14 protein-coding genes are annotated in these 23,715 nt (G+C 33.3%); 6 read left to right on the top strand and 8 right to left on the bottom strand.

What is annotated here, in order from left to right:
* The first annotated feature begins 92 nt into the window (after nt 1–92).
* A complete protein-coding gene (locus tag J2746_RS02565) occupies nt 93–308 on the top strand; it encodes an integrase (RefSeq protein WP_209615810.1) in 216 nt (71 codons plus the stop codon).
* Between the two features lie 195 nt (nt 309–503).
* Here the strand turns inward: J2746_RS02565 and J2746_RS02560 are convergent, their stop codons facing one another.
* Complete coding sequence (locus J2746_RS02560) at nt 504–1,256, bottom strand: class I SAM-dependent methyltransferase (RefSeq protein WP_209615807.1); 753 nt, start codon at nt 1,254–1,256, stop codon at nt 504–506.
* A gap of 186 nt (nt 1,257–1,442) precedes the next feature.
* Between J2746_RS02560 and J2746_RS02555 the strand changes: the two genes are divergently transcribed.
* Together J2746_RS02555 and J2746_RS02550 are read left to right on the top strand one after the other, a co-directional pair.
* Complete coding sequence (locus tag J2746_RS02555; protein WP_209615804.1) at nt 1,443–2,276, top strand: TrmB family transcriptional regulator; 834 nt, start codon at nt 1,443–1,445, stop codon at nt 2,274–2,276.
* 451 nt (nt 2,277–2,727) lie between these two features.
* Nucleotides 2,728–3,546 carry an integrase gene (locus J2746_RS02550; RefSeq protein ID WP_209615801.1) on the top strand — a complete coding sequence of 273 codons (819 nt, stop codon included), beginning with the start codon at nt 2,728–2,730 and terminating at the stop codon, nt 3,544–3,546.
* Nucleotides 3,547–4,243: 697 nt separating this feature from the next.
* Here the strand turns inward: J2746_RS02550 and J2746_RS02545 are convergent.
* Nucleotides 4,244–4,987 carry a hypothetical protein gene (locus J2746_RS02545; protein ID WP_209615799.1) on the bottom strand — a complete coding sequence of 248 codons (744 nt, stop codon included), beginning with the start codon at nt 4,985–4,987 and terminating at the stop codon, nt 4,244–4,246.
* 106 nt (nt 4,988–5,093) lie between these two features.
* Here J2746_RS02545 and J2746_RS02540 point away from each other — a divergent pair, with 106 nt between their 5' ends.
* The 3 genes from J2746_RS02540 (at nt 5,094) to J2746_RS02530 (ending at nt 9,614) form a co-directional block, all read left to right on the top strand.
* Nucleotides 5,094–5,936 carry a viperin family antiviral radical SAM protein gene (locus tag J2746_RS02540; RefSeq protein ID WP_209615797.1) on the top strand — a complete coding sequence of 281 codons (843 nt, stop codon included), beginning with the start codon at nt 5,094–5,096 and terminating at the stop codon, nt 5,934–5,936.
* Entirely contained in the window at nt 5,926–6,492 is a 567-nt protein-coding gene (locus J2746_RS02535) for an ATP-binding protein (protein ID WP_209615795.1), read from the top strand. The genes J2746_RS02540 and J2746_RS02535 overlap by 11 nt, the downstream gene beginning before the upstream one ends.
* A gap of 86 nt (nt 6,493–6,578) precedes the next feature.
* Nucleotides 6,579–9,614: a tetratricopeptide repeat protein gene (locus J2746_RS02530; RefSeq protein ID WP_209615791.1), complete on the top strand. Its 3,036-nt coding sequence runs from the start codon at nt 6,579–6,581 to the stop codon at nt 9,612–9,614.
* Nucleotides 9,615–9,863: 249 nt separating this feature from the next.
* On the opposite strand, the gene J2746_RS02525 is transcribed toward J2746_RS02530, so the two are convergent.
* The 6 genes from J2746_RS02525 to J2746_RS02500 all read right to left on the bottom strand — a co-directional run bounded on the left by J2746_RS02525 (nt 9,864) and on the right by J2746_RS02500 (nt 23,254).
* Nucleotides 9,864–11,939 (bottom strand): SNF2-related protein, encoded by a 2,076-nt coding sequence (locus tag J2746_RS02525; RefSeq protein WP_209615788.1) that lies wholly within the window; start codon nt 11,937–11,939, stop codon nt 9,864–9,866.
* Nucleotide 11,940: 1 nt separating this feature from the next.
* Nucleotides 11,941–13,770 (bottom strand): tyrosyl-DNA phosphodiesterase 1, encoded by a 1,830-nt coding sequence (locus J2746_RS02520; protein WP_209615784.1) that lies wholly within the window; start codon nt 13,768–13,770, stop codon nt 11,941–11,943.
* Complete coding sequence (locus tag J2746_RS02515) at nt 13,763–15,103, bottom strand: hypothetical protein (protein ID WP_209615781.1); 1,341 nt, start codon at nt 15,101–15,103, stop codon at nt 13,763–13,765. Before J2746_RS02515 ends, J2746_RS02520 begins: the two co-directional genes overlap by 8 nt.
* A 397-nt stretch (nt 15,104–15,500) precedes the next feature.
* A complete protein-coding gene (locus tag J2746_RS02510) occupies nt 15,501–17,051 on the bottom strand; it encodes an AlbA family DNA-binding domain-containing protein (RefSeq protein WP_209615778.1) in 1,551 nt (516 codons plus the stop codon).
* A gap of 366 nt (nt 17,052–17,417) precedes the next feature.
* Complete coding sequence (locus J2746_RS02505) at nt 17,418–21,209, bottom strand: bifunctional RecB family nuclease/DEAD/DEAH box helicase (protein WP_209615775.1); 3,792 nt, start codon at nt 21,207–21,209, stop codon at nt 17,418–17,420.
* Nucleotides 21,210–21,496: 287 nt separating this feature from the next.
* Entirely contained in the window at nt 21,497–23,254 is a 1,758-nt protein-coding gene (locus J2746_RS02500) for a nuclease-related domain-containing DEAD/DEAH box helicase (protein WP_209615773.1), read from the bottom strand.
* Nucleotides 23,255–23,715: the final 461 nt, after the last annotated feature.

The following is a 23,715-nucleotide window of genomic DNA, read 5'->3' as shown; positions in this document are numbered from 1 at the left end:
CTCAGGTACAAAAAAGACTTTCCAGATATACTTCCCATCTTCTTTCATTAGCACACTGAAAAGTGTAGGTAATGTTTACGGATACGATTACTATGCAAAGAGAATCAGGCATAACCGTGTGTGCAAAGACAATCCGTAAGTGGCATCTTAACTTGATGATTAAAGAAGGAGTTACTGAGAGCTTAGCTGATTTTATACAGGGCAGAGCACCTGCGACAGTAGAGAGTGCTCATTATCTTAACAAGGTTCAACAATCGAAGGAAGCGTATAGAAAAATAGTCGGGAATTTTGGGGGTTTGAAAAAGTAAAATTATGTATCGAAGTGCTATTTTCTATTTAGAACAGGATACTGAAGCTGATTAAAGATTTATTATTAATGCTCATGTTGGAGAAAGGTTGGATATTTGGGAGACAGTTTTAAACGAAAATGTGTTTATTTCAAAAATGATTTGTATTAGGATATGACCTGCTTTTTATGAGCAAGTCACTCCACATATACACTATTAGAGTTTGTTCTTCTGAAAAATGTAGAACGCATAACCATATTCATCCGGGAGTTTTCTGAATAGTTCTATCTCTTTTCTGTTAAACTCAAGTATCATTTCTGCCTCAGTGTTTCCTTTGTAGTTATCATTGATTTCATCAACTCTTTTTTCCAGATTGTCATAAAACTCGTACCAGACAGAAACTGGCAGTTTAAAGTGATCAATGACATCATATCCTGCTGCTGTGATAACTTTTTCAGTGTCAGATGTGTTCATTATACCAGGATATATTTCCTGCCAGAATTCTACAACTTCCGGAGAAGGTTCGTCTGTGAACCATGTATTCTCTGTCAATGCCATGTAGCCACCACTTTTAAGGAACTGTTTCCAGTAGCTGATTCCTTTTTCAAAACCAAGGATAAAGATGGAGCCTTCTGCCCAGATGACATCAAATTCTTCTGCTTCAAAAGGCAGGTCATCCATGGAAGCACAAACTGTGCTAATCCTGTCATCAATTCCTTCTTTAGCTGCATTTTGTATTAGTTTATCCAGAAAAGGCTGGTAAATGTCAGTTGCAGTGATATGACAGTCCTTGCAGATACTAGCAAGGTGTATTGTCTGCATACCTACACCACATCCAATATCAAGGATCTTAGCACCTGCAGGAAGGGAAGAAAGCATATTGAATGCTTTTTCAGTACATTCGTTACTACCTGGCCCCTGTCTGGGTAACCCATCAAATATCTCAAAAATTGCTGATTCTGATTCCATATTTGCACCTGTATTCATCATTTATTTTGCTTGATATAAATATGTAATAAAGTCAATATCATTTTTTGATAATTGTATTGATACTTACATTGATACTACAAATTTATATGTTCAAGCAGTGGTTCTTAATACCACGCAGAATAGATAACAATTTTACTTTACGATAAACTAAAAAGTAGTGAAAAGATGGATGAAAAATTACTTGCAAATATCGGTTTAAACAAATATGAAAGAACCGTTTACTGGACACTTTTGAAAAAGGGAGAACTGGAAGCAAGTAAATTATCGCAGTTATCACGAGTTCCTATTGGAAAGATCTATGAAGTTTTGAGTGATTTGAACAACTATGGCCTCGTGGAGATCAAACCTTCAAGACCACGAAAATACAGGACTATTGAGCCCAAAATTGCTTTTGAATCTATGTATAAATTAAGAGAAGAAGAAGCGCACAATGAGCTCAAACTACTCAGGGAAGCATTCGATGAAATTGAACAGCAACTTTCTGGTGATGATTCTCCAAAGCATGTTGAAACAATATTCTGGCCCGACAAATTCCATGATGATGAACTACAAGAAACGGTTAATTCATTTTTTGAGGATATTGAACATGAAATATGTGTTGTTACTCCAAGAAAGTATAAGCCAGGAGTATCAGAACAATATGATGACTCAATGTCAGTATTCAGCAAGGCTTATTTAAATTTGGCACAGCGTGGCATTCATGTTAAAATTCTGGATTCCCACTCTCAACTGCTACCTTCAATAAAAAAACTTGTTACTTCAATAGAAGATGAATCAGTCAAAAGTAATTTTTACAAATTCATGGAAATAAGGATTTTGGAAACAAAGCATGATTTTGTAATCTTTGATTCAAAGACGCTCTTGCTTGATATTGAAGATCAGATCAATACGGGTACAAGTCTTGGTATGACGCAAATTAATGATGAGTCATATACAAAGCGTTTCAAGGCTAAATTTGACGAACTCTGGACTAAGGGAAAGCAATTCGATTTCACATAAACTGGTCCAGGTTATGAGCTTCTTATTGATGCCTGCTAGTTTGTAACCTCATTGAATTGTTGAATGATATTTTATTAATGAATTACAATTAAATTGATGGTCAGATGATTTTGAAAGAGATTCTTTTTTACAAATTAACTATATTCTCCCAATTTATTGAGAAACGCATAATTTGAATCAGATGTAATGTACAAGGTTGAGAATAGACAAATACCAACTTAAGAGAACGATGGCTTTACAAACCTCCGCCTCTTTTAGATGTATGTGTAATTGACGAAACGGAAGCCTCTAAGAGCTTAAATCTGAAAAGAAGAAATTTGGTGGGCCCGATGAGATTCGAACTCATGACCCCCGCCGTGTAAAGGCTCGTCAGATAGCGATTTTACCCAGAAATCAGCGTGCAGAGAGCGCGTGTTACTCACTGAACGATTTGTGGTCGCTTGCTCACGTTTTGTTCAAACAATGGTTAGATGCAAAAGATGTATCAAAAGTTACAAAAAGAGATTATTATAATGCTTTAACACGGTTCTTTGAAGCAACAACTATTACAAGACCACAAGATTTCCGTACACTTACATTGAAAGACAAAGAAGAACGTGGATTGCGGAACCTTTTTAACTACTGTGAAGATGAAGATATCGATGATGTGGCAGGATACAGTATTCACAAGTGGAGACGATATGTTAAGATTAAAAAGTCTGGTGTCACCGAGATCTATGTCTCGGATGATGAAATCAGAAATGCCTACAAAAGCTATCCTGAAGACTTAAAGCCTGTATATCAATTACTTTTGTACTCAGGCAATAGACTTACACATATTCATCAGATGTTGAAGAATTTTGATGAAAGGAACATTGTTGTAGATGGGGACATTGCTCATTACCCAACATCATCATTTTCAAGTGGAACTAAAAGGACATTCCATGTCTTTTTCCCTGCATCATTTGTTCCAACACTGAAAAGCATCAATCAGATTTATGGCTATGACCATTATTTAAAGAAGATACGACGTGGACGTGTTTCTGCAAAGACTATTCGTAAGTGGCATCTTAATATGATGGTGTCTGAAGGTGTAAATGAGGGCACAGCAGACTTTATACAAGGTCGCGCTCCTGCTACGGTTGGTAATGCTCATTATTTGAATAAGGTAAAACATGCCAAAGAAGCATATAAAAAGATTATATGGCGATTTGACTCACTAGAAACAAATTCCACACATACTGAGGCTTTTACTCAATCTCAGTATATCGAGTCTGAGAGTGGTGTATGAATCCTTAATGTCCACATAACTCTAATTGAGGAACATGCAGAACAATATTGCTATCGTGTCGCAGTTTAAATAGCAAATCTTGCAGGCATATGGTTTTAAATCATATCCATTTATCGACTGTAAGATTCTCTCTACGTGTCGCTAGTTAGAACTTAACTCCCCAGGCATAAGATACTAAGTATACGCTTTAATTGGCTTTAAGGGGAGTCATTGTGTCGCAAGTATGGGTTTATGCGTGCAGGCATATGATTATAGGATTTTGCCTTATTCAGTTACTTTATTCCCCAACTTTACATGAGATTAATCTTGATTTTCTTGAAAAAGTCTTATGGTACAATATCTAACATTTCAAAGTGCAGTTGTAAACATTCGGCCGAAAGATTGTACATTAGCATGGAAATGTAGGATGAGGTCCTCCCCCGTTTGCACAGGATAGATTTCCGTATAGACTTGCCCAGTTTTATTAAGTGTAGGTGTATTTGTTAAAGATGCAATGTGTCGTACGCCAAACTTATCGTATTAATCTGGTCATATTTGCCTTCTGTAGTGCTTGGAGAATTATCATGCCATTATACCTTAATCGTCTGATTTGTGTTATACGGACGAAATTTGGGCATAAATCACAGGTATTTGTCACGTGTCCTATGTGCAAAAACGTGGTACATGAATCTCTGACTTTGTCATGTGTTTTATGTACTCAAATCTTCATAAACCGCAATGTAAATGCCCCATCGTCTGTAAGATAATATTCAATATCCCTACTACTATCACCAAACGATCTCTTGCCAACCAGTTTCCATTCAATCAAACTTTCAATTAATGAAGTAAAACCACCGTACGAAAGTGATCTTTTTTCCTTACCTGAATCATTAATAGGAATGTACTCTTTATCCAATAATCCTTTTAATTGCTTTCTTGAAAGATGTTTACCATTAGATTTGTCTAGAATTTCAAGGATTTTCACACGATTGGGATTTTTCTTAAAATTACCCATATGAACCTGTGGAATTGGTATAAATCTAGGATCGCCTTTTTTACCAATATGATATGGTATAGCCTTTATCCACATCGCCATCATAAAAAGTCCAATTGAAAGACCCGTGGTTCCGCTAGAGACATTAAAGTAATACTTAGCAATCTTATCTTTTTCATATATCGAAACAACAGCATCCCTTATGTAATCTAGAGTGTCATCAATAATCGGGATTACCTCAATTCCATCTTCTACAAATGGGCCTGCAATTTCTTTCAGTTTTTCTATTGAACTGCGTATTGCCACTCTTGTCTTCTGTTTTTGCTCATCATCAGTATCTTTAAAAATATCTTCCTCTACAATTACGTACAATTTAGTAGCGTACGATATATATTTGCTCGAGGTTGGAAATATTTCATGGATACTTTCTCCAGCAGTTATTATGTGAACTCTTCTTTCTTGTTCCATAGTAGACCCTCTGAAAAATAAATCTATTAATGAATAAATTAATCTATTACATAATAGTTTTTATCTAAATTAAATTGATATTAAATATTCTTTATACTACAGTTTGATGATAGAAGAAAAGATAAAATCCGTAAATTGGCACATAACTGGAAAATGCAATTATTCCTGTAAATTCTGTTATGTTCAAAATCTCAACGCTGAGATCAGAGACTTAAAGATTGTACATGAGATCTTAGATAAATTGCACTCCACTAAGAATGATCAACTCGACATACAGAAAATCAATTTTGTTGGTGGTGAGCCTTTTCTCCATCCTAATTTTGACAAAATCCTATCGATGGCACATAACATGGGATTTGTTACATCTATTGTCACAAATGGCTCCTTTATTAACAAAGATAATATTGAAAATATTTCCAGATATACTGATTGGATTGGTATTTCTGTAGACTCTATTGATAATCAGGTTGAAGCTGAACTTGGGAGAGGCAGGGGAAAACATGTAACTCATGCTCTGGAAGTTGCAGATCTCGTCCACGATTATGACATGAAGCTGAAAGTGAATACAACAGTCACAAGACTAACCTACAAAGAAGATATGCACCATCTGATTGAATCAATGAATCCACATAGATGGAAGATTTTCCAGATGCTCCATATCAAAGGCCAGAATGATTCATATGTTAATGATTTATCCATAACTGATCAACAATTTGAATCTTTCAAGATACATCATCAGGATATCCGCCTACAGAACAACAAAAAACCTACTTTTGAATCGAACGATGATATGATTGGTTCGTATTTGATTCTTGACCCTGCAGGGAAAGTATTGTCCAATAAGGATGGAAAATATACTCCATTTGAACTTGATGAATTCCTCTTAAACCCTGCATCAATAATCGATTCTAAGAAATACATAGAAAGGGATGGTGTCTATGCCTGGTAATACAAAAACTGACCTACCCCATAGAAGATTCTGTTTTACAGGAGTCAGAGGTGTGGGAAAGAGTACAGTAATTAATCGAATACGTTCAAGTGTTCCAGATATAAAATTCATTTCTGGATCTGACCTGCTTTACGAAATGATGGGAGAGAACTACAAGCATTTTGAATATCTTCCTGAAGCGGAAAAGTATGCCTTAAGAATAAAGCTCAACAGTCTGCTACAGGCCATACAAAAGGATACATCAAAAGATTTGGTTGTAGATTCACATCTTACAGTTTTCAATCTTAAGACACATGCAATAGATACGATTTTTACTGAGAAAGATTTTGATTTTTATACAGACATTATTTTGCTGGATTCTTATCCTGAGCGCATTCTGGATCACAGACAAAGGGATACTGAAAAGGAAAGGATTACCAATCTGGATGTCATCTGCAAGGAGCTTGATTTTGAAAGACAGAAGGCTGCAGAGATTTCAAATAAGTATGGAATAAGGCTTCATGTAGTTGAGATAGGCGTAGATACTACTGAAAAATTGAAAAATGTTCTCCAATGATAATTAAATCAGTTGTTTGTTTTTAAACAAGAATAATTAAATAATTAGAAAGTATTTATTATATGTATTTACAGGGAATGTTGGAAATGCAATTTGAGAAAAATGTAGTTGAGTATTTTTTATGGGAATCCTATAATATCGATTCGAGAAAGCATTTGTACAAAATAATCAATGAAGCAGAGGATGCTACCCGCAAAGAGATTGGCAAACATCGTATTCTTCAAAACATTTTTCTTCTTAGAAGAGGAAGAGATCCTGGATTTGCTTTACATATTTACAATATGATAAAAAAAGATGCAAATGCTATCCAAAATACTGCTCTTTATATCCAGAAATTATTGTTGGATGGTTCATATTATGATGTAAACAAAATATTCAATCCTTATTTATCGATTAATAGCCAGGCAAAGAAAAAATCAATCGTGGATAAGGATTTGAAACATACTTTTCGCCTTCCTATTGTCTTTGAAGAACGTGGAGATGGCCTTTTTAATATTAAACAAGAGGATTTTCTTGAAGAATATTTCCAAATGCACCTGAGAAGCCTAAATGAAAGTCTTGAATATTTCAACCAACGATATGAAATTGCTCTTGAAACAAAAGATGATCAAGCAGCAAATGCTATTCGTGATGTAATTCAGGAATATCAAACAAGCCATTTCGATCTTGAATATTTTTCAAGGAAGGGAGAGTTTTACTGGGATTCAGATACTGAAAAAAAAGATAACTTTGAATTTCAAAAATATTTATCGGAAAATATTACAAACTCTGATTATTACAGTTCAAATCCAGCAAATGCAGAATGGCAATTAGCAATCAATATTTTGACTTTAGGTTTTGAAGAAAAATTGACAAAAATATTGAATGATTATGACATCGGAATAGTTAATGAGTTTTCTGAAGAAGAAATTTCATTAAAATATATCAAGTTTTTAGCGGATGCGTTTTCAATCACTTCTGTAATATGGTTCAATTCTCTATCTTTAAATGAAAAGCAACAACTATTGAATGGTACATATACATTAGACAACCAGAACTTAACTGATTATCTTGCTACTTTCAATCAAAAAAATAGAAGTATTCTGTCTTTAGAGTTATTTGCAGATAGAATGTATCTCAATAAATTCTTAGATGTTGCTGAAACTACATATTCATTTTTAAGTGAAAATACTGAAGATGACTATAGAAAAGCAGGATATCTAAGCAAATTAGGAGACATCAATAGAGATAAAATGGAATTTGAAAAAGCATATTCTCTATATAAAGAGCTATTCGATTTTGCATCTAAAACACTTAGAGTCAATAAGAGGAAAAGAAAGGGAGGTAGAAAAACTTTTGAACAATACGAAAATCCCCGTATTGTAACTACGTTATCACTTTTGAGAATGGCAGAAATGGATTTTCTGCTTGGAAATAATGATGCTGAAAATCACATTAACAATGCTAGGGAAAGAATTGAAAGGGCTAACAGAATTGAAAAATTAAGCTTGATGTGGAACCTTGCTTGCACATATAGAAGAACTGAACAGTTTGATCGGGAATATGAATGTTTACATGATATCATTGCTTTAGGAGAAAATCAAAGAGATGATCTAGTAGATAAAGCGGATGAACGAATAACCCAAATTGATAAGCACTTTTCATGGACTGCAGAAAAACTAGATGATAAAAAATTGAGTGAAGAAGAACAAAACAAAGAGCAGTATAGACTTGTGGCAATTGCAGAATCTCTGAGAAATTCATTCCAATTTGAACGTGAATCCGAATATCTGAAAATGGCATTAAAGATTAAAGAAAATGAGCAGCTAAAATTAAATCTTGCAATTTCTAAATATAATCAAAGTAATGTTCCAGAAGCAAAGAATGATTTTGTAAAATTGATATTATCATCTGATAAAAAAATTGTCACTCAATCGTATCTTTATTTAGCTTTTATTGATTTCCAGCAAGACAACAATCAGAAAGGTCTTGAAAATATTTCAAGAGCAATTGTGCCTCTCATCAAGACTCTTAGTCATTTAGACAATTGTAAGCAAGAAGTTGATGATATTGAACACCAATTTACGCCAGAAGAAGAAATTGAAGCGATTGAGATTCTCCCTCCTGCTATTAAGTTGTGCATTGATAACTTAATTCCCATTAAAAAACCTAATGTACTTAAAGAAGTTTTAGATAATATTTTTGACCATAGTGCCAAATTGTCCCAACCAAGCATCCATCATGACATGATTTGCATTGCATGTAAGGTCTTATTTGTCAAAGGATTAGTGGAGGAAGCACTCCTTCTTTCTGAAATGTCAATTGGACAGCTAAGTGCGGATAAACAGCTGGAGATTTCAGCAAATGAATACACTGCTCATATGTATTTTGATTTAGGCATGCACGATAAGTCTATAAAATATCTAAAAGATGCACTGAAGATTGATTCTCAATACCCCGATTTGTGGAAAAATTTGGGCTTAAATTATGAGCAGCTATTGGACTTCAACAATGCTGAAAAGTCAATCGATAAAGCAATGGAAATAGAAGCTGATCATCCAGGTCTTGAAAAGCTTAAGGAAAAATACAATCGTTTAAAGAAGGACACAATTAATTTTAATAAAATAAAAGATGACAATATTAAAAAATTCTTTATGAGTGCAGAACGTCTAGTGTTGGATATTCCTAAGTCAGTTAATGAGGATGAATTTGATTTTACAATGGCTCTGGTAAGTTATGGAAAAGGAGTAGAAAGCCTTCTTCACAAAAAAGTTTCTATTAAATTGAGGAAAAAAATTCATAAAAAACATGGATTCCCCATTCCCGATGATTATTTCAGGAACTTACCTGCTAGCTTGAAAAATATTCTTGGAAAAAAAGATAGGACTATAACTTTAGGGTCCTGGCCGTATATCTTTGATGATTGTAAAAATTACAGCTTTAATCCAATAGTAGAAGAGGCAAATAATTATTTTTTGGCTAGATTTCACAAAAACAAAAATATAGTATTCAAATCATGCAAAACGGTTTCAGACTATAGAAATGGTTCAGCACATTATACATCTAAAACAATGAATGAAATAATGAAAGATCGAAAAATAATTATTGAACAGGTAAATAATATTATTGATGTATTGTATTAAATTATTGATTATATCCAAAGAACAAAACATATCTATAGATTTATCTTGCCAGTTCTGCTAAACTTAGTTTCTTCCATTTTATTGCGTTGAACTACACGACCCAAAGTTCAGATGATATAATCCAATTGAAAGTTCAAGTGAAATATATCGACTGAGTATTCAGGATATATACATCAAATGAAAAATTCAGCTTACCAATGAAAGAATAATAACATGAATATTCGTAAGTTATCAATCTAGATGTTGTGTTCAATCACCATATATTGCAAAATTCATTTTGTTTTTTATATTTTTGTTCTTTAAAGCATTCATTTCGTCATCACAAAGTAACTCATCCGTATCAAGGTTTATTTTAGATCCGACACCTCCTAACATAGTATCAAAAAGTTCGATACGTTGTGCCATTATCTTAACCAACTTTTCGTCCCTTGTACCAATAAATGCGGGATATCCTATACATATTGGTTCATTGACCTTCGCTGCCCAACTGTTGACTCTTCTTATACGACCATTTCTTTGCATAACTTTTATAGGACTGGTGTTTAGCTCATAGTGTATTAAATATCGACAAAATCCATGTAAATCGATACCTTCTGAATATTTATCTGTAACAACCAAAACATCAGGGCCGAATGGGCTATTAAAAATTTTCGTGATTAGATCCGAGTTATCTTTTTCGTAAACATATTCATCTAATCCTTCTTTTAAGTGATCAGGTATACCATTTTTTTCGATTGCCGAAACTATCTGAGTATTTGGCATCTTGGAACCAAAACTACCTTTCTGAGCTAGTGACCTCAAAATTGCTATGGTAGACTTTGAATCTTTATGAGTAAGGTCTTTAAAGAGATTTAATGCAGCATCAGCGATTCTAAGCTGATACTTATCCTGATGATTTTTTACATATGTATTTTTTAGACACTTACATATTTCCTTTTCATTATTGGTAGGATACCCAATCCACTTTTCAATTTGATCAATAATGTACTGACTTGACATCCACCTTATAAACGCTTCTTTGTATGGTATTGATGAAGAAGGTATTTTACCCCTTTTATCTGCGTTTGTGAATATATTATCCCACGCTTTTTTCCAATCTGGATTAAACTCACCTTCAGTATACATTTTTGGATTCAGCTTCTCTACAATAGCTGTAGTAATCTCAGCTGCTGTGGCATGATGTTCACAAAAAACAAGGACTTTTTCATTTTGTTTTACTATCTCATTTATTTCGTTTGCAACATGGAATGCTTTGGGATGGATGCTTTTCATCCATTCGTTTTTTTCTATATCATGGCAATATTTTTCAATCAATAAATTTTGTTTTCCATTTTCATCGCAGAAATCTCTAATCTTTTTTAGATTATCCTTTAACATCCCCAGACCAACATGATAACGTGGATCGTTCGTATTGTGATGATCCGAAATATTCAAATTTTTGCATAACCTCAGTAACCTATCAGCCTGCAATAGCATTTTAATATAATTATCATCAGCGGATTCATTATTCCCCATATTATAATCTTCATCAAGATTCCCAAATACATACGACTCTTTTCGCAAGTCAGAAACTCCATGTCTAATTATGTATTTTCTCAAGAAATTATCTGTAGCAACCATATCAACATCAAGATCTTTGTTTTTATTAGCCCAATATTTCTCAATGTTCTCTATAAATGAGGTGTCAATATCCTTTGCTCCTATTAAATTCAATATATTTTCTAACTCTGATAAGTTTATACTGAATGGTGTTGCAGTTAAAAATAGAACTTTTTGGTTATTTTTTATATTCTTCTTTAATTTTTGCGCAAACACACTTTCTGAACTTTTTGCACGGTGAGCTTCATCGATAATCAATAAATTACATTTTAGACTCTCTGAATTCATAATAATATTGTTATGCGTAGATACATATATTCCCGAAAACGTTGCTTTATCTAATTTTTCTTTATGAACCTTGACATGTCGAAAATCTAAAGATTTTGCACACCCATCTATTACATCTTTATGGTTATCGATCTCTTCCAACCACTTACGTTTCATAACTTCATTAGGTGCAAGTATTCGGACACTTTTTCCTTTTCCAGCATATACCCATGCAACAAGGGCAGCAACTGTAGTTTTACCTAGTCCTACATCATCAGCAAGTATAACACCTTGTTGTTGGTTTAATCGATTAAGAATTTCTGAAGCCGTGAAAAACTGCCTTTTGGTAGATTCTGATTCCAACTTCTTATATTCAGTAGAATTCCATTTATCAACATATTTTTGAGAATCATTCAAAAATCGCCAGGATCTACCATCAAAACAATCCGAATTACTCATTTTATCCCTCAGAAAGAATTAGATCAATCTCAGATTTGCACAATTCTGCTGCAATTCTAGTAATCTTATTTTGTTGGTTTTCTGCCAATCTTGCAAAGTAATTCGACAACTTATATCCATCGACTCTGTAATACTCATCCTTTTTTCGTTTTTCATTCCAATTATCAACAAGCTTAAACATATCTCTTGATAATAACACTCCATAATCATAATTGGAGGAATCCCTGGATTCCTTTGTTTTATTGTATGAAACGGTTCTATGATATTTTTCTACAACTTCAACATAATTAGAAGAGGAATACCTTTTGTATACTATGTCATCATAGATATTTTTCTCTTCTTCATCTGAAAAACCTAGTTCAGGAATACTTTCCTTTATCATATCTTTACTATCTCTCAGATTAAGAATAGGGATTAGGTAATCTTTTCCAATATTATTAATAGTAACAATATGTGGAACACCTTGCTTCTCAGACCAATTCTTTGACCAAATCCAATGCTTTCCTTTATTTTCCCAGGTCGAAGTCCGTTTCCTTTCCTTTCTATCGAAACTGGCAATTTGAATTATTACTTTGTTATTGGGTTTTATATCTGAACGAACCAAAACTTCTAATTTTTGACCATCCCATGTTGCTTCCGACCATACATATTCATCATCTGGAATGTCATAACCTTCATCTTCTGTATAATAACAATCATTCTTCATATCAACCGTTTCTGGAGGCCATCCATCCACGTTTTTTAAGGCTACACCTAATTCAAAATTGTTAATTCTGATTTGTTTAGGTGTAATTTTCCCCCATGCAGCTTGTGTGAAATTCGCAGAAGTTAGTATTAGCCAGTTATCATTTTCATTTCCAACAAAATACAATTTTGCATGGCTCCAGCGGTTATCATTTGGCTCTTGATCACAATGAAGATATCCATTCTGACCTGAGATTTCTAGTTCTTTAAATTTACAAATATTACTTAAATTTCTAAAAGTATTTTCTGGCATTTTCCAAACTTCTTTTTCTGCCCACTTATGATTTTTATTTATCCAGATTAATTCCAGATTTTCTTCTTTTTTGTTCAGACGCTCTTTCCAATTCTTCAACTGTTTTTTATCCCAAGAACCAACGAATGGACTAAAGATTGTAATCCTTGTATCATTGTTTGAACGGTAATTGATTTTTTTTAATCCGTTACTACCCCAATACTCATTATTATCATATGTGCCTGGCACTGATGCCAGAAAAATCACATTTTCAGGAGGTTTTGCCCTTTTTAGCAATTTTATAAAGCACTCACATAATTTTTCATTTTGACCGCATGATTCACTCAATTTGCTTAGAAACCTAGGAAGGACCCCCCAAGAGCGAGAATATGTATTTTTAGAAGAGAGTTTTACAGAATACTTCCATGCAGCTTGCAGCTGATCTTCAAACGCAGATCTAGACAAATTTGCAGATGAGATTGCAATATCCAAGAATTCATTCTCTTCATCTTTGCTATAGATTAGGCAGAGTTTAGAATGTTGAACTTCATCTTTATTACACCCCACTTTACAAAGATTTATTTTTCTAAAAATGTAATCATCGGGTCGTTTAGAAAATGAACTCACAGATGAAATAATCTCAGCGTCAGTACGCTCCAGAGCATCATACACATGATATGGAAACGTTTCTTCATCAATTCCATTTTTTTGTAGTTTCAAAAGTTTTGGAAGTAAATCCTTCAACAGAAAATTGGGATCTGGACTATCAAATGTGGTCATTAGGATTTTAAGTGGAATTTTTGATGGTCCTTCAGAAATAGGATATAATGATGTAAAAAGGGGATTCTTATTCATCATAATCCTCCATATAAAATGATTCTTGTGAAAGGATACCTGGAATATTATGTATAAAACCACATTGTAATGCCAACCTACTCAATTGCCAAAGACGGAAACGATAATAAGAGGCTTCTGTAGTATTTGAAAATAACAAAGGTTCAACGTACTCATTGTTTATTTGCATCCATTTACGACCTCTACAGTTTTCTGAGTGATAGTTCACAATACACCTGACAAGATCTGCATCTTTCATGTTATCAATATCTGAAATCATAGAAACAAATTGATCAATTATTCTAAAGTTGTTGGCTAAAGAGTCATTTTTGGCTTCAATCCATAAATCCACTGAATTTTTTAATTGCTGTCGACAATCTCCAGTAATATGGACTTCAGAAAGAGTTACTCGTGGTTTGTCCTTTATACAATTCCAGATATTATTCAAAAGATCGATTGCTGAATCAGAAAGCCTTGAAAATGGGCATAGCAGGTATGCATCTGGAATATCTTGTAACTTTTTAGAGACATCATTGCAGAGATCCGCATAAGATTGAGCATTTGATTTTTCGATGGCATTTGCTACAATTCTACGTCTTTTACCATTCCCATCTTTCGAAAAAAGAGCACTAATAAGAATCTGTTCTTCCTTTTTTGTAAGATTACTCACACTCTTTTTTGAAGTTGGCAGCCTGCTAATTCTTTGACTCCGTATTAAGTCCCATAATGACTTCTCATCACTATTTTCAATAGATGTTTTACCAAGCCAATATGCATTTGGTTGAGGATTACCTCTAGCAGAGATATTTTTTTGATATGGGATATTATATTGATTTGCAAGGTCAGTAGCTACAATATCTGGTGTCCAACCATCACAATCTTCTGTGAATCCAGGTACATTTTTTAAAATAGTCCTGTATGTACCATATATCCCTGAATAACGAAAATTATCCAAGTCATCAAGTAGTTCTTTGAGATCATTATATTTTCCAGACCACTCTTTTATTTTCCTGCGACCTGGAAGCTGATAATCACTGTAGTTTCCGTATTTATTGTCAGAAGCTATTTTTTCAAGAGTAGCTTTTATCCAAAATACTTCAAGAGGCTTTAACCACTTGTACAGTTCTGACCGATCAAAATCCTGCCTAAGCGGAATTGTATTTGAAACGACAAGACACCATGACAATATCGAGATCCAACGTGCATCATGAGTTCCATTATTAAGATCAGGGGCGAGCATATCTGAAAAATCATTTGCGATCTTTTGCCAGCCTAAAACATCCCCACGTTTGATAATAGAAGAGTTCGAAGGCGATGTAAACAGCCATTCACCTTCAAAAACAGATTTTGCCATCTTTATCACCGTTATTGAAAGAAGAAGAAGCAACTAAAATATCACATTCTTCAGTAATAATACCCTTTTATTATAATCTAATCCATCCAAATTATGTAAGAAGTTAGATTGTTATTTCAATATAAAAATTCACCCCTACTTCTTTCTTTGGCTCAGGTACTAATTATTTAGTATAGATAAAACCAACCATCAGCCCCATAACTTATTGAGAGGAGAATAATTTGAACAAACATATTATCCCGTAAAGTTACAAATACACAATTACTGAATTATGAGATGAAAGTATCCTATAGACCCCACCCGATTCAGGCGTATAAATACTGTTCATTGATTACATTATGGATATGGAGCTGTTAAATTGTTGGTAACAGCTCATATCGAAATTAAAAAACAATCCTCAGGATGATAAAAGCATACGGTTAATTTTAGAGACAAAATAAAAGTTGTCATGATTTACCCTTTTAGACCTTTTATCAGATTGAATTTCATTAAAGCTTTTGTATGCCTTACCAGTTTGTGTCCTAAAAGGATAAGAATAACTGACATCATTGCATTTAACTCCCACCACATTCTTAGTTTGTGCAATTGCAATGATTAAACAACTTTCTGTTGCATTTCCATTTTCAATGATAATCTGTTGTATGTGGGTAAAATCATTGTCATAGTCAATGTACCTTTGAATTGTCGATTTTATTGATTGTACTTTGTTTTCTAAATCTGCTATATTTACAAATTCTCTTGGTTCACTATCAGTGATTCCAACAATTAATACCCCCCCTTCATTATTTGCATACGCAGCTATATGCTTGCAAAAATCAACACATTTTTCCTCTTTAATATTTTCTCCAACATGCCACATTTCAAGTGTTTGTTTGAAATCCCATAAGGGAGTTTCTATTCTTCCTGGTTGTATTGATTCTTGGATAGCATATTCCCAAAAAGATGAGTCATATAGCAAAAAATCACTTGAATTATATTTCTTAATATCAATTTGGATGTTTCTTAGGCATGTTCTTATTTGTTCAAAGTACTCAGCAAGTTCATCCAATATTGCATGAGAAGTTTTAACGCTTAATTCTTCATAAGATACTTCTCTTGGCATACTTAAATCTTCAACATATGCATGTAATTGCTCAATAGAATAAGGTAAATTTGTTTTAGAATCAGATGATTGATCGACTAAATTGTATATTTCATTTACAAGTGCATGTAATTCTTCACTAGAATAAGGCATTTCATTAATAGAATAAGGTTCATCTAAAGATGCACATAGTTTATTAAGAGAATTATGCAAATTTTCATGCTTTTCATTGTATATATTTTCATCAAGTTCCATAGCCGTATCATAAAGGCTGTATCGTCCTTCCGAATATAATCCTAGAGCAATTTCAATACACATTTTTATTATTTCATCATCCTCATCACTATCATTGGCATCTATTTGTAGTGTTCTAGCAGAAAGTCTTGTTGATCCCCATACCCGATAATTAAATAACATGCTTGGAGCCAAGATATCTTTACTGTTAAGCCATAAAACGTATTGGTATAAATTTTCAATTTCGTTGGCATTAGTTTCTAAAAAATGGATAATTTTGTCTATTGTAGTTTGATAGGTCTTGTTATAAAAATCATTTTTTAATTTATCAGAGCTTTCTTTTAATTTTTGGGCACTTATTAAGACCTCTGTTGTCTTGTTCATCAATTCATCTCGATGTTGCTCTTTCTTAAAAACCCACCAGTGAATTTCATCAGATTCAACTTCATCTCCAAAAGTAGTCGTTTCTGGAGTGGAAAAACAAGTTTCATTAGACGTATTTTCTACCCAACATCTTTTTTGCATTTCAGTATCAGCTTTTAATAAGTAAAAATGGATTTTACCAACTTTTAAAGCTTGATCATTAGTAAATAAATTTTCATGATATTTTATTTCATTTCCAAGTTCTGTCATAAGTATATACTAAAGAATTTTACACATATAAATTTTTTCATATATTATTAAATCTTAAATTAACTATTAAGATTTTATCTCTATTATAAATCGTATACAGTTTCCTAGAAATCTAACATTTGATTTTTGTTTGACATCTGCAAAAGCGTTGCAAAAATTTGAGTTGTATATATCCCCATCCATCTTACGAGAGAGAGATAATTTGAACCAATATAACAACAGTAAAGTTGCAAATATACGATTACTGAAACGAATGTATCCTATAATCTCCGCCTATGTAAGGCAGAAATGTTTTAACGAATTCCAAGTTTAGATATTGATCAATCAAAACAAAGGAAAAGAAGTTACTACAAATTCATAATATGATTATCTGACCTTCATTCCCGTCAATCTAACATTTTCTTCATTATCTAATGACTCAATCTCAAATGTTTTTTCCAGGCCATTTTTCCTGCAAAAATCTACCAAATTCAACATGTGGTTAAATCCATCTGCACTATTAGTATTCTGCAAGATATCCAGTGGTGGTTCTAACAATTGTCTAGATAAAAACACTATGGATTTTGCACGAGCTCTTGTTATTGAAACATTCAGTCTATTTAAACTATAGATGAAATTTGCTTCATTCATTGCAGTTTCTGCATCACTTACACCATAACTTACAATTACTGCTTGCGCTTCCTGTCCTTGCATCTTGTCAACAGTGTCAACAAATGGTTGGAAATGCCATTCTCTCAGTTTGGAAAGACTATCTTTGATCGCTCTGATCTGTGCGTGATGTGGACTCACTATGAACAAACCATCTTTCCAGAACTTGGAATCACCTTGTTCTGTATCTGGATACGGACAATTATCATCTTGAATTAGACATTCTCTTAATTGAACAGCTATGTTAGCAACTAATTCTGCTTCAATAACATTCTTTGTTGTTGCTCTAACATCTTCAAGAATACAAACAACCAATGGATAATCGGAATCCAGTACCCAATCTACGAACTGGTCGTTTATCTTTTTAGGAATTAAACATAACTGCTGCATTGCTATTTCTTCAGTGGATGGCTTGTAGTTCTCTCCATATAATGTTTCAGCAGGGAATTTTGATAAAGTTTGGTTCATTCTCCAATTTTCAAGAAGTTGGCAGGTATAATTAGGATCGGAAATGTCATCTCGCTGGCGAAGATAAGTGAATATAGAATCATGCAGCCCTGGTAATCCATCTTCTGATTCAGGATACTCTCCAGATATGATTGGAGGTAATTGGAGATCATCACCCGCAAGGACCAAACGTTTCCCGTCATTGAAGACACTCATACTTAATGCCAATTCACTAAATTTCATCTGAGAAGCTTCATCTACAACTAATATATCAACGGAATTCATGTCCTTGCTTATTTTATTAAAGCTATAAACAGTCCCTCCAATAATAAGATAAGGGTGACTCATTAGGTCATATATTCTGGATTCAGATTGGGTTTTCAAGAGTTCTTGTCCTTTTCCAGTCCTTGCAGAACCAAGCTTATAAATTGATATTTCATCTGCAAGCTCTTCATCACAGGATACTTCCTGTATCTTAACTAATAGATTTTCAATAGCTGCGTGCGTAAATGCGGTGACTCCGATACGAACAGCCTTACCATCATCTCTATTTGCTTTTATATAATTCAGAATCGCTTTTGAAAGAAAATGTGTTTTACCAGTACCTGGCGGTCCCCAAACAAGAGTTAAACGATTTTTAAGCATTTGATTAAATGCCTTTAATTGACTGTTAGTGAAATCACTTTCATTCGCATATTTTTGAGCACTATTGTAAGTGCTTTCAATCTCATTTACAGGTTCCGAAAAGACTACAGGATTGCGTAGTAGTTTAATGAACTCATTATCTTCAATTTCTTTGTCAAGTTCTTTAAGTCTTCTAATTAGACGTATTGATGTGAAATCGGTGAAACGTGGATGAAATACCATCCTATCTCCAGTCTCAAACTTTTTTTGCCCTGCTGCATAATGAACATCTAGATGAAGCAACTTCAGTTTATCATCCTTAGGATCTACTTTTTTATCCTCTATCATAGCAAAGGAGATTTTACTTCCCCAAGGAGGATCAAGTGCCGAACGATATTTGTAATCATCAAAAGCTATTTGCAACTTTTCACCTTCTTCTCCTTCTGGAACAAGAAGATTACTGAAATGTTCATATTGTTCAAAGAGGCTTGAATCAATAGGTAAAATTAATCTCCATATATTCAATCCTACATATTCTAACGGAATACTAAATCCTTCTCGTATTCTTTCTTTCAGCAAATGGGTACGCATCTCACGTAGGTCAATTGCTGTTTTGTAAGATTCATATCTTGTAATGAAAATTAGTCTTGAAAGTTCAGGATAGTTAAAATTATCAGAAAATGGGATTACAAATTTTTGTGGCCAAGTGACAAGTATTTCTTGTGCTTTTTCACGGAATCCACTTAGAACACTGCTATAAGCCAGAAGTCGTCTTGAAAGTTCATCTTTTACCCAATCTATAGCTTCATTTCGTCCCCCATCCCATGCCATTGATATTGCATCGAATCTTAAAATGTTACTGTGCTCAAACCAGAATAAAGAATTTGGTTTAATGCTATAATCAAAATTAGATGAAGGAAATGCATTAAGAACTTCGGGTAGACGGTAACTAAATATGACAGGCAAACTTGCTACTTTCTGGATTTCATGGACGAGAACAACTAATGGATGTGATATTTCTTTAGATGGATGTGTTTCTTCTTCAGATAAAGATGTATCTTGGAAATAGAACAATAAGTTCAAAGCAACAGGCGCAGTTTGTGAATCTTTCAATGCATCGTTTAATAATTTCTTGAAAAGCCGTTGTTCATATGTATCGAATACATATGTCTGTAAAGACTTCTGGTCTCCCCATTCCTTATTATGATTAAAGTCGTGTAATACCTTTAATTCATCAAATAGGTCTTTTAAAAATGATTCTTGTATTTTGATACATTCATCTGGATGTTTTGCTATATGGAAGGTTTCCCTCGAAGTATTCCCATAAATATCTTTACCTTTTAACCGACGGAAACCTGCTGCATATATATCTCCTGAAATTGGATCAGATTGAAATGTCAGAAAAAGACTTATATCTTCATTAATTGGAATGGATAACGATGTGGCTCCATGAAAAATGACTTCTCCCGTATTAAAAGCAGTGATAGTGCTTCGCAAAACATCTCTTTTATTTCTAAGAGATCCACATTTTTCCAGAAATTCTTCTGATTTTTGCTCATTGAGTAATATTTCTAGTTCTCTCAGTGAATTTACTCCACCTGGTACTGGTGCATTTCTTAGATACTCTCTTCCACCAACTGATAAGGAAGGGATTTGTGAAACTAGATTTTTTTCAGTTGCCTCTGATCTACAATAATTATAAAATTCACAGAACTCGCAACGGTAGTAAAGATGCCACGATAAATCTTCTATGGGAGATTTTAAGATATCTGGTAAACGATATGTCAAAAAGTCTTCTACTACTTTAATAATAAGACTTTGATCGAAAAGATCAGGCTCGTTTTGATCATAAAGCCATATACCTGCTTGCTCAAAATCAACTTTATGTTCTAAATCATTCTTTTCCAATAAATCCTGTAACATTAAAGTATACAATGCAGTTTGTATCCTATGACTAACTTTTAGCTTTTCATTTGCTTTTATATCAATTACCTGAAGTACACTTTTACCCTTGTCGTTTAGAACTGATCTTATAAGATCGGGATATGATGTCTTGAATATACACAGGTCTGGAGAAAGATTATATTTTTGTAGAAAATCAGGTGATGTTTTCAATGAAGGTTGAAATACCGCTTTTCCTAAGCTTAAATTATCAAGTAATATCAATGTCGATTCGATAGTATGCTTTCTTTCATGTACAGCACCAGGTCCATCAGGCAGTATTACATCATCTTTTAGTATACTAAGAACTACCTCTTCTTCCCACTTGATTCCTGCATGTAAAAGCCTTTTTGATATTGGGCTCTCTGCTATGTTAACAAGCGGTATTCCATTACTGCTCCACTCTTTTCTTGGCGTTGCATGATAGCGTAAGTAACGGTCGCAATCATGATAGAAAAATCGTGCAATCATTGAAGGACTAAGATTGTATCGTGTCATGGTAATCAGAGATATGGTTATAATTTGTATCTAATAGTTAAAAATATGTGGCCTAATCTAAAAATCCGTTTTATGGATACTGATGATATCTTAAGCTGAATTAAACAGGACAAACTCTAATTATATACAAGTGAGATGACATTTTGTGTTTCCTCATACAAAAGAGAATTATCTATAGATTTTTCTCGCTTGTTCTGCTAAAATTGATTACTCTATTATGCTTGAATTACATCATTCAAAATTTAAATGATATAACTTAATTAATAAGTTCAGAATTATTAATTAAACTAAACTGCTACCACAAAAGGTTCTGTACTAGGCCAACTTTTACCGTATTCATCATATTTGTGGATGAGGTTTATAACTATCAAGTTTTGCATGGTTCTTGATATTGCTGTGTATATTTCTGAAGGGTTATTTACTGTTACAACGACTATAACATTTTTTAGTTCCCATCCTTTGAAACTATGAATTGTACTCATTTTAATTCTAGGAACACCCATCCAAAAAGCAGTCTTATGGTTATCTTCAAAAACATCATTTACTTTTAAATGTTTGTCGTTTTCAAACTTCTCAACCATATTTTTTCCAAGGGTTGTGCTTTGGAAAAGTATAACAATATCTGTTGGCTGTTCCTTTATTTCATTTACTAAATAATCATATGCTGCTTCAACTTGATCATTTAATTCATCCTTGTTTTTACAAGAAATCCACCTTAATATAGGATCAAATTCAAACAATTTTGTTTGGGTAGGTACTGGATGTAATTTCACGTCAGGTACATAATCTTTTGCGAAACGATTTGCCTCTTCAGCTATTAATTTAGGAAGACGGATGCAATTCGACAGTTTGCCCCATGGGCCAACAAAACCTTTTTTAGCTCCGATATTTTCAGTCCAACCCATATCGCGTCCATAAACATTCTGGGCTTCATCACACACGATTAAAAACTCTTTCCTTCCTTTCAAGAATTTCCTTAATAAATCAATCCACTCTGCCTCAAAGTCCTGAGCTTCATCTATCAGAATTGCATCATATTTATGTTCTTCAATATTTTTTCCATTTTGAGAAGAGCTATAAAGTGCTTTGCTGACAAAAGAAACAATATTCCTAAAATAAAAATCTTTTTCATCTTCTTTATATGGTTTTGGATAATCAAACTCAGTTAAAATGTCATTGCAAAACTCATGAAAATGGGTATAAACAATATTTTTCCGTTCAAAATCAAAAGGAGCTTGTGCTACCCTATCATGAATATAATGCCACAACGTTTTATTATAAGTTACAATAAGAACTTTATGTTCTTTGGCTAATTTTGCTGCTCTATATGCAAGTACTAATGTTTTCCCGCTTCCTGCAACTCCCCTTATACGATGTGAACCTGGATTAGGCTCAGAATGTTTCTTTATTTCTTTTCCGTTTGGTATCACATTAAAATCAATAGGCTTGCATTGTTCTTTAAAATGAAAAGGCGGTTGAACCCATGTTCTAATATATTCAAGGGTTTCTAAATCCATCAAACTATAATTTTTATTAACAGAATGGTAAATGAACTCATCTAGTTTATTTAATCCATCATTTCCAGCTAATCTCTTATTGTCCCATTTCTTTATTTCTGGAAAAAACTCTTCAACAGAAGACTGTGTTTCTTTATGGAAATAAATGATTTCACGTATTAATTTATTGTCTTTCTTGATTTTTGATTCAAGAGGTGAAATAAGTTTTTTCAATTTCTTGCTATAATGTTCCGCTTGATCAACGGGATTTAATTGTTCATGTTTCCCTTTTGTTGTTTTTACATATAACTTATTATTTTCAAGACAATAGCTTTTAAGCGACCAATCTTTGACTTCAATAACAATTATTCCATATTCTTGGCTTAATAAAATAAAATCGGGTCTAGATCCATTTAAAAAAGGTTGAACATAAATTTCCCATTCATCAGAGAGATTTGAATGTAGATATTTCGCAATATAACGTTCTCCATCTGTAAGTTTGTTATGGAATCTATCGATATCTTCCCACTCTGGATGTATACTTGCCAAATTTATCTACTCCTAACATAGGATGAATTCAGTTGTATTTATAACTTCCTAAATTTTCATAATTGATTGCAGTCGTAATCCCTTTAATCACTAATAGATGCAATAATTATTCAGAAAACTGTTTATTGCCATCCCCGCCCAATTCAGGCGCATTAAAATAAGATTCTATGCATTCAAATCCCTTCTAGTTATGAACTACTTTTCATCTGAAATAAACAGGCAGAACTTTAATCATATAGAAAAGGATTCTGTTTTGTGATTCCTTATCCAAAGAAGAAAATATATCTATAGATGTGTCTGCTTGTTCTACGAAAATTAGTTTCTTCCATATTATACTTTTAATTCACATGATCCAAAGTTCAGATGATATAACTCAATTGAGAAGTTTGGGTGGAATATATCAGATGAACGTTCAGGCCATATACATTAAATGAAAACTTATTTACTTTGTTACGCATATA

Origin of the sequence: Methanolobus bombayensis, from assembly GCF_017873415.1 — an archaeon.
Taxonomy (GTDB): Archaea; Halobacteriota; Methanosarcinia; order Methanosarcinales; family Methanosarcinaceae; genus Methanolobus; species Methanolobus bombayensis.
The sequence above is the reverse complement of the archived record's forward strand: the minus strand, read 5'-3'. Positions and strand labels throughout refer to the sequence as shown.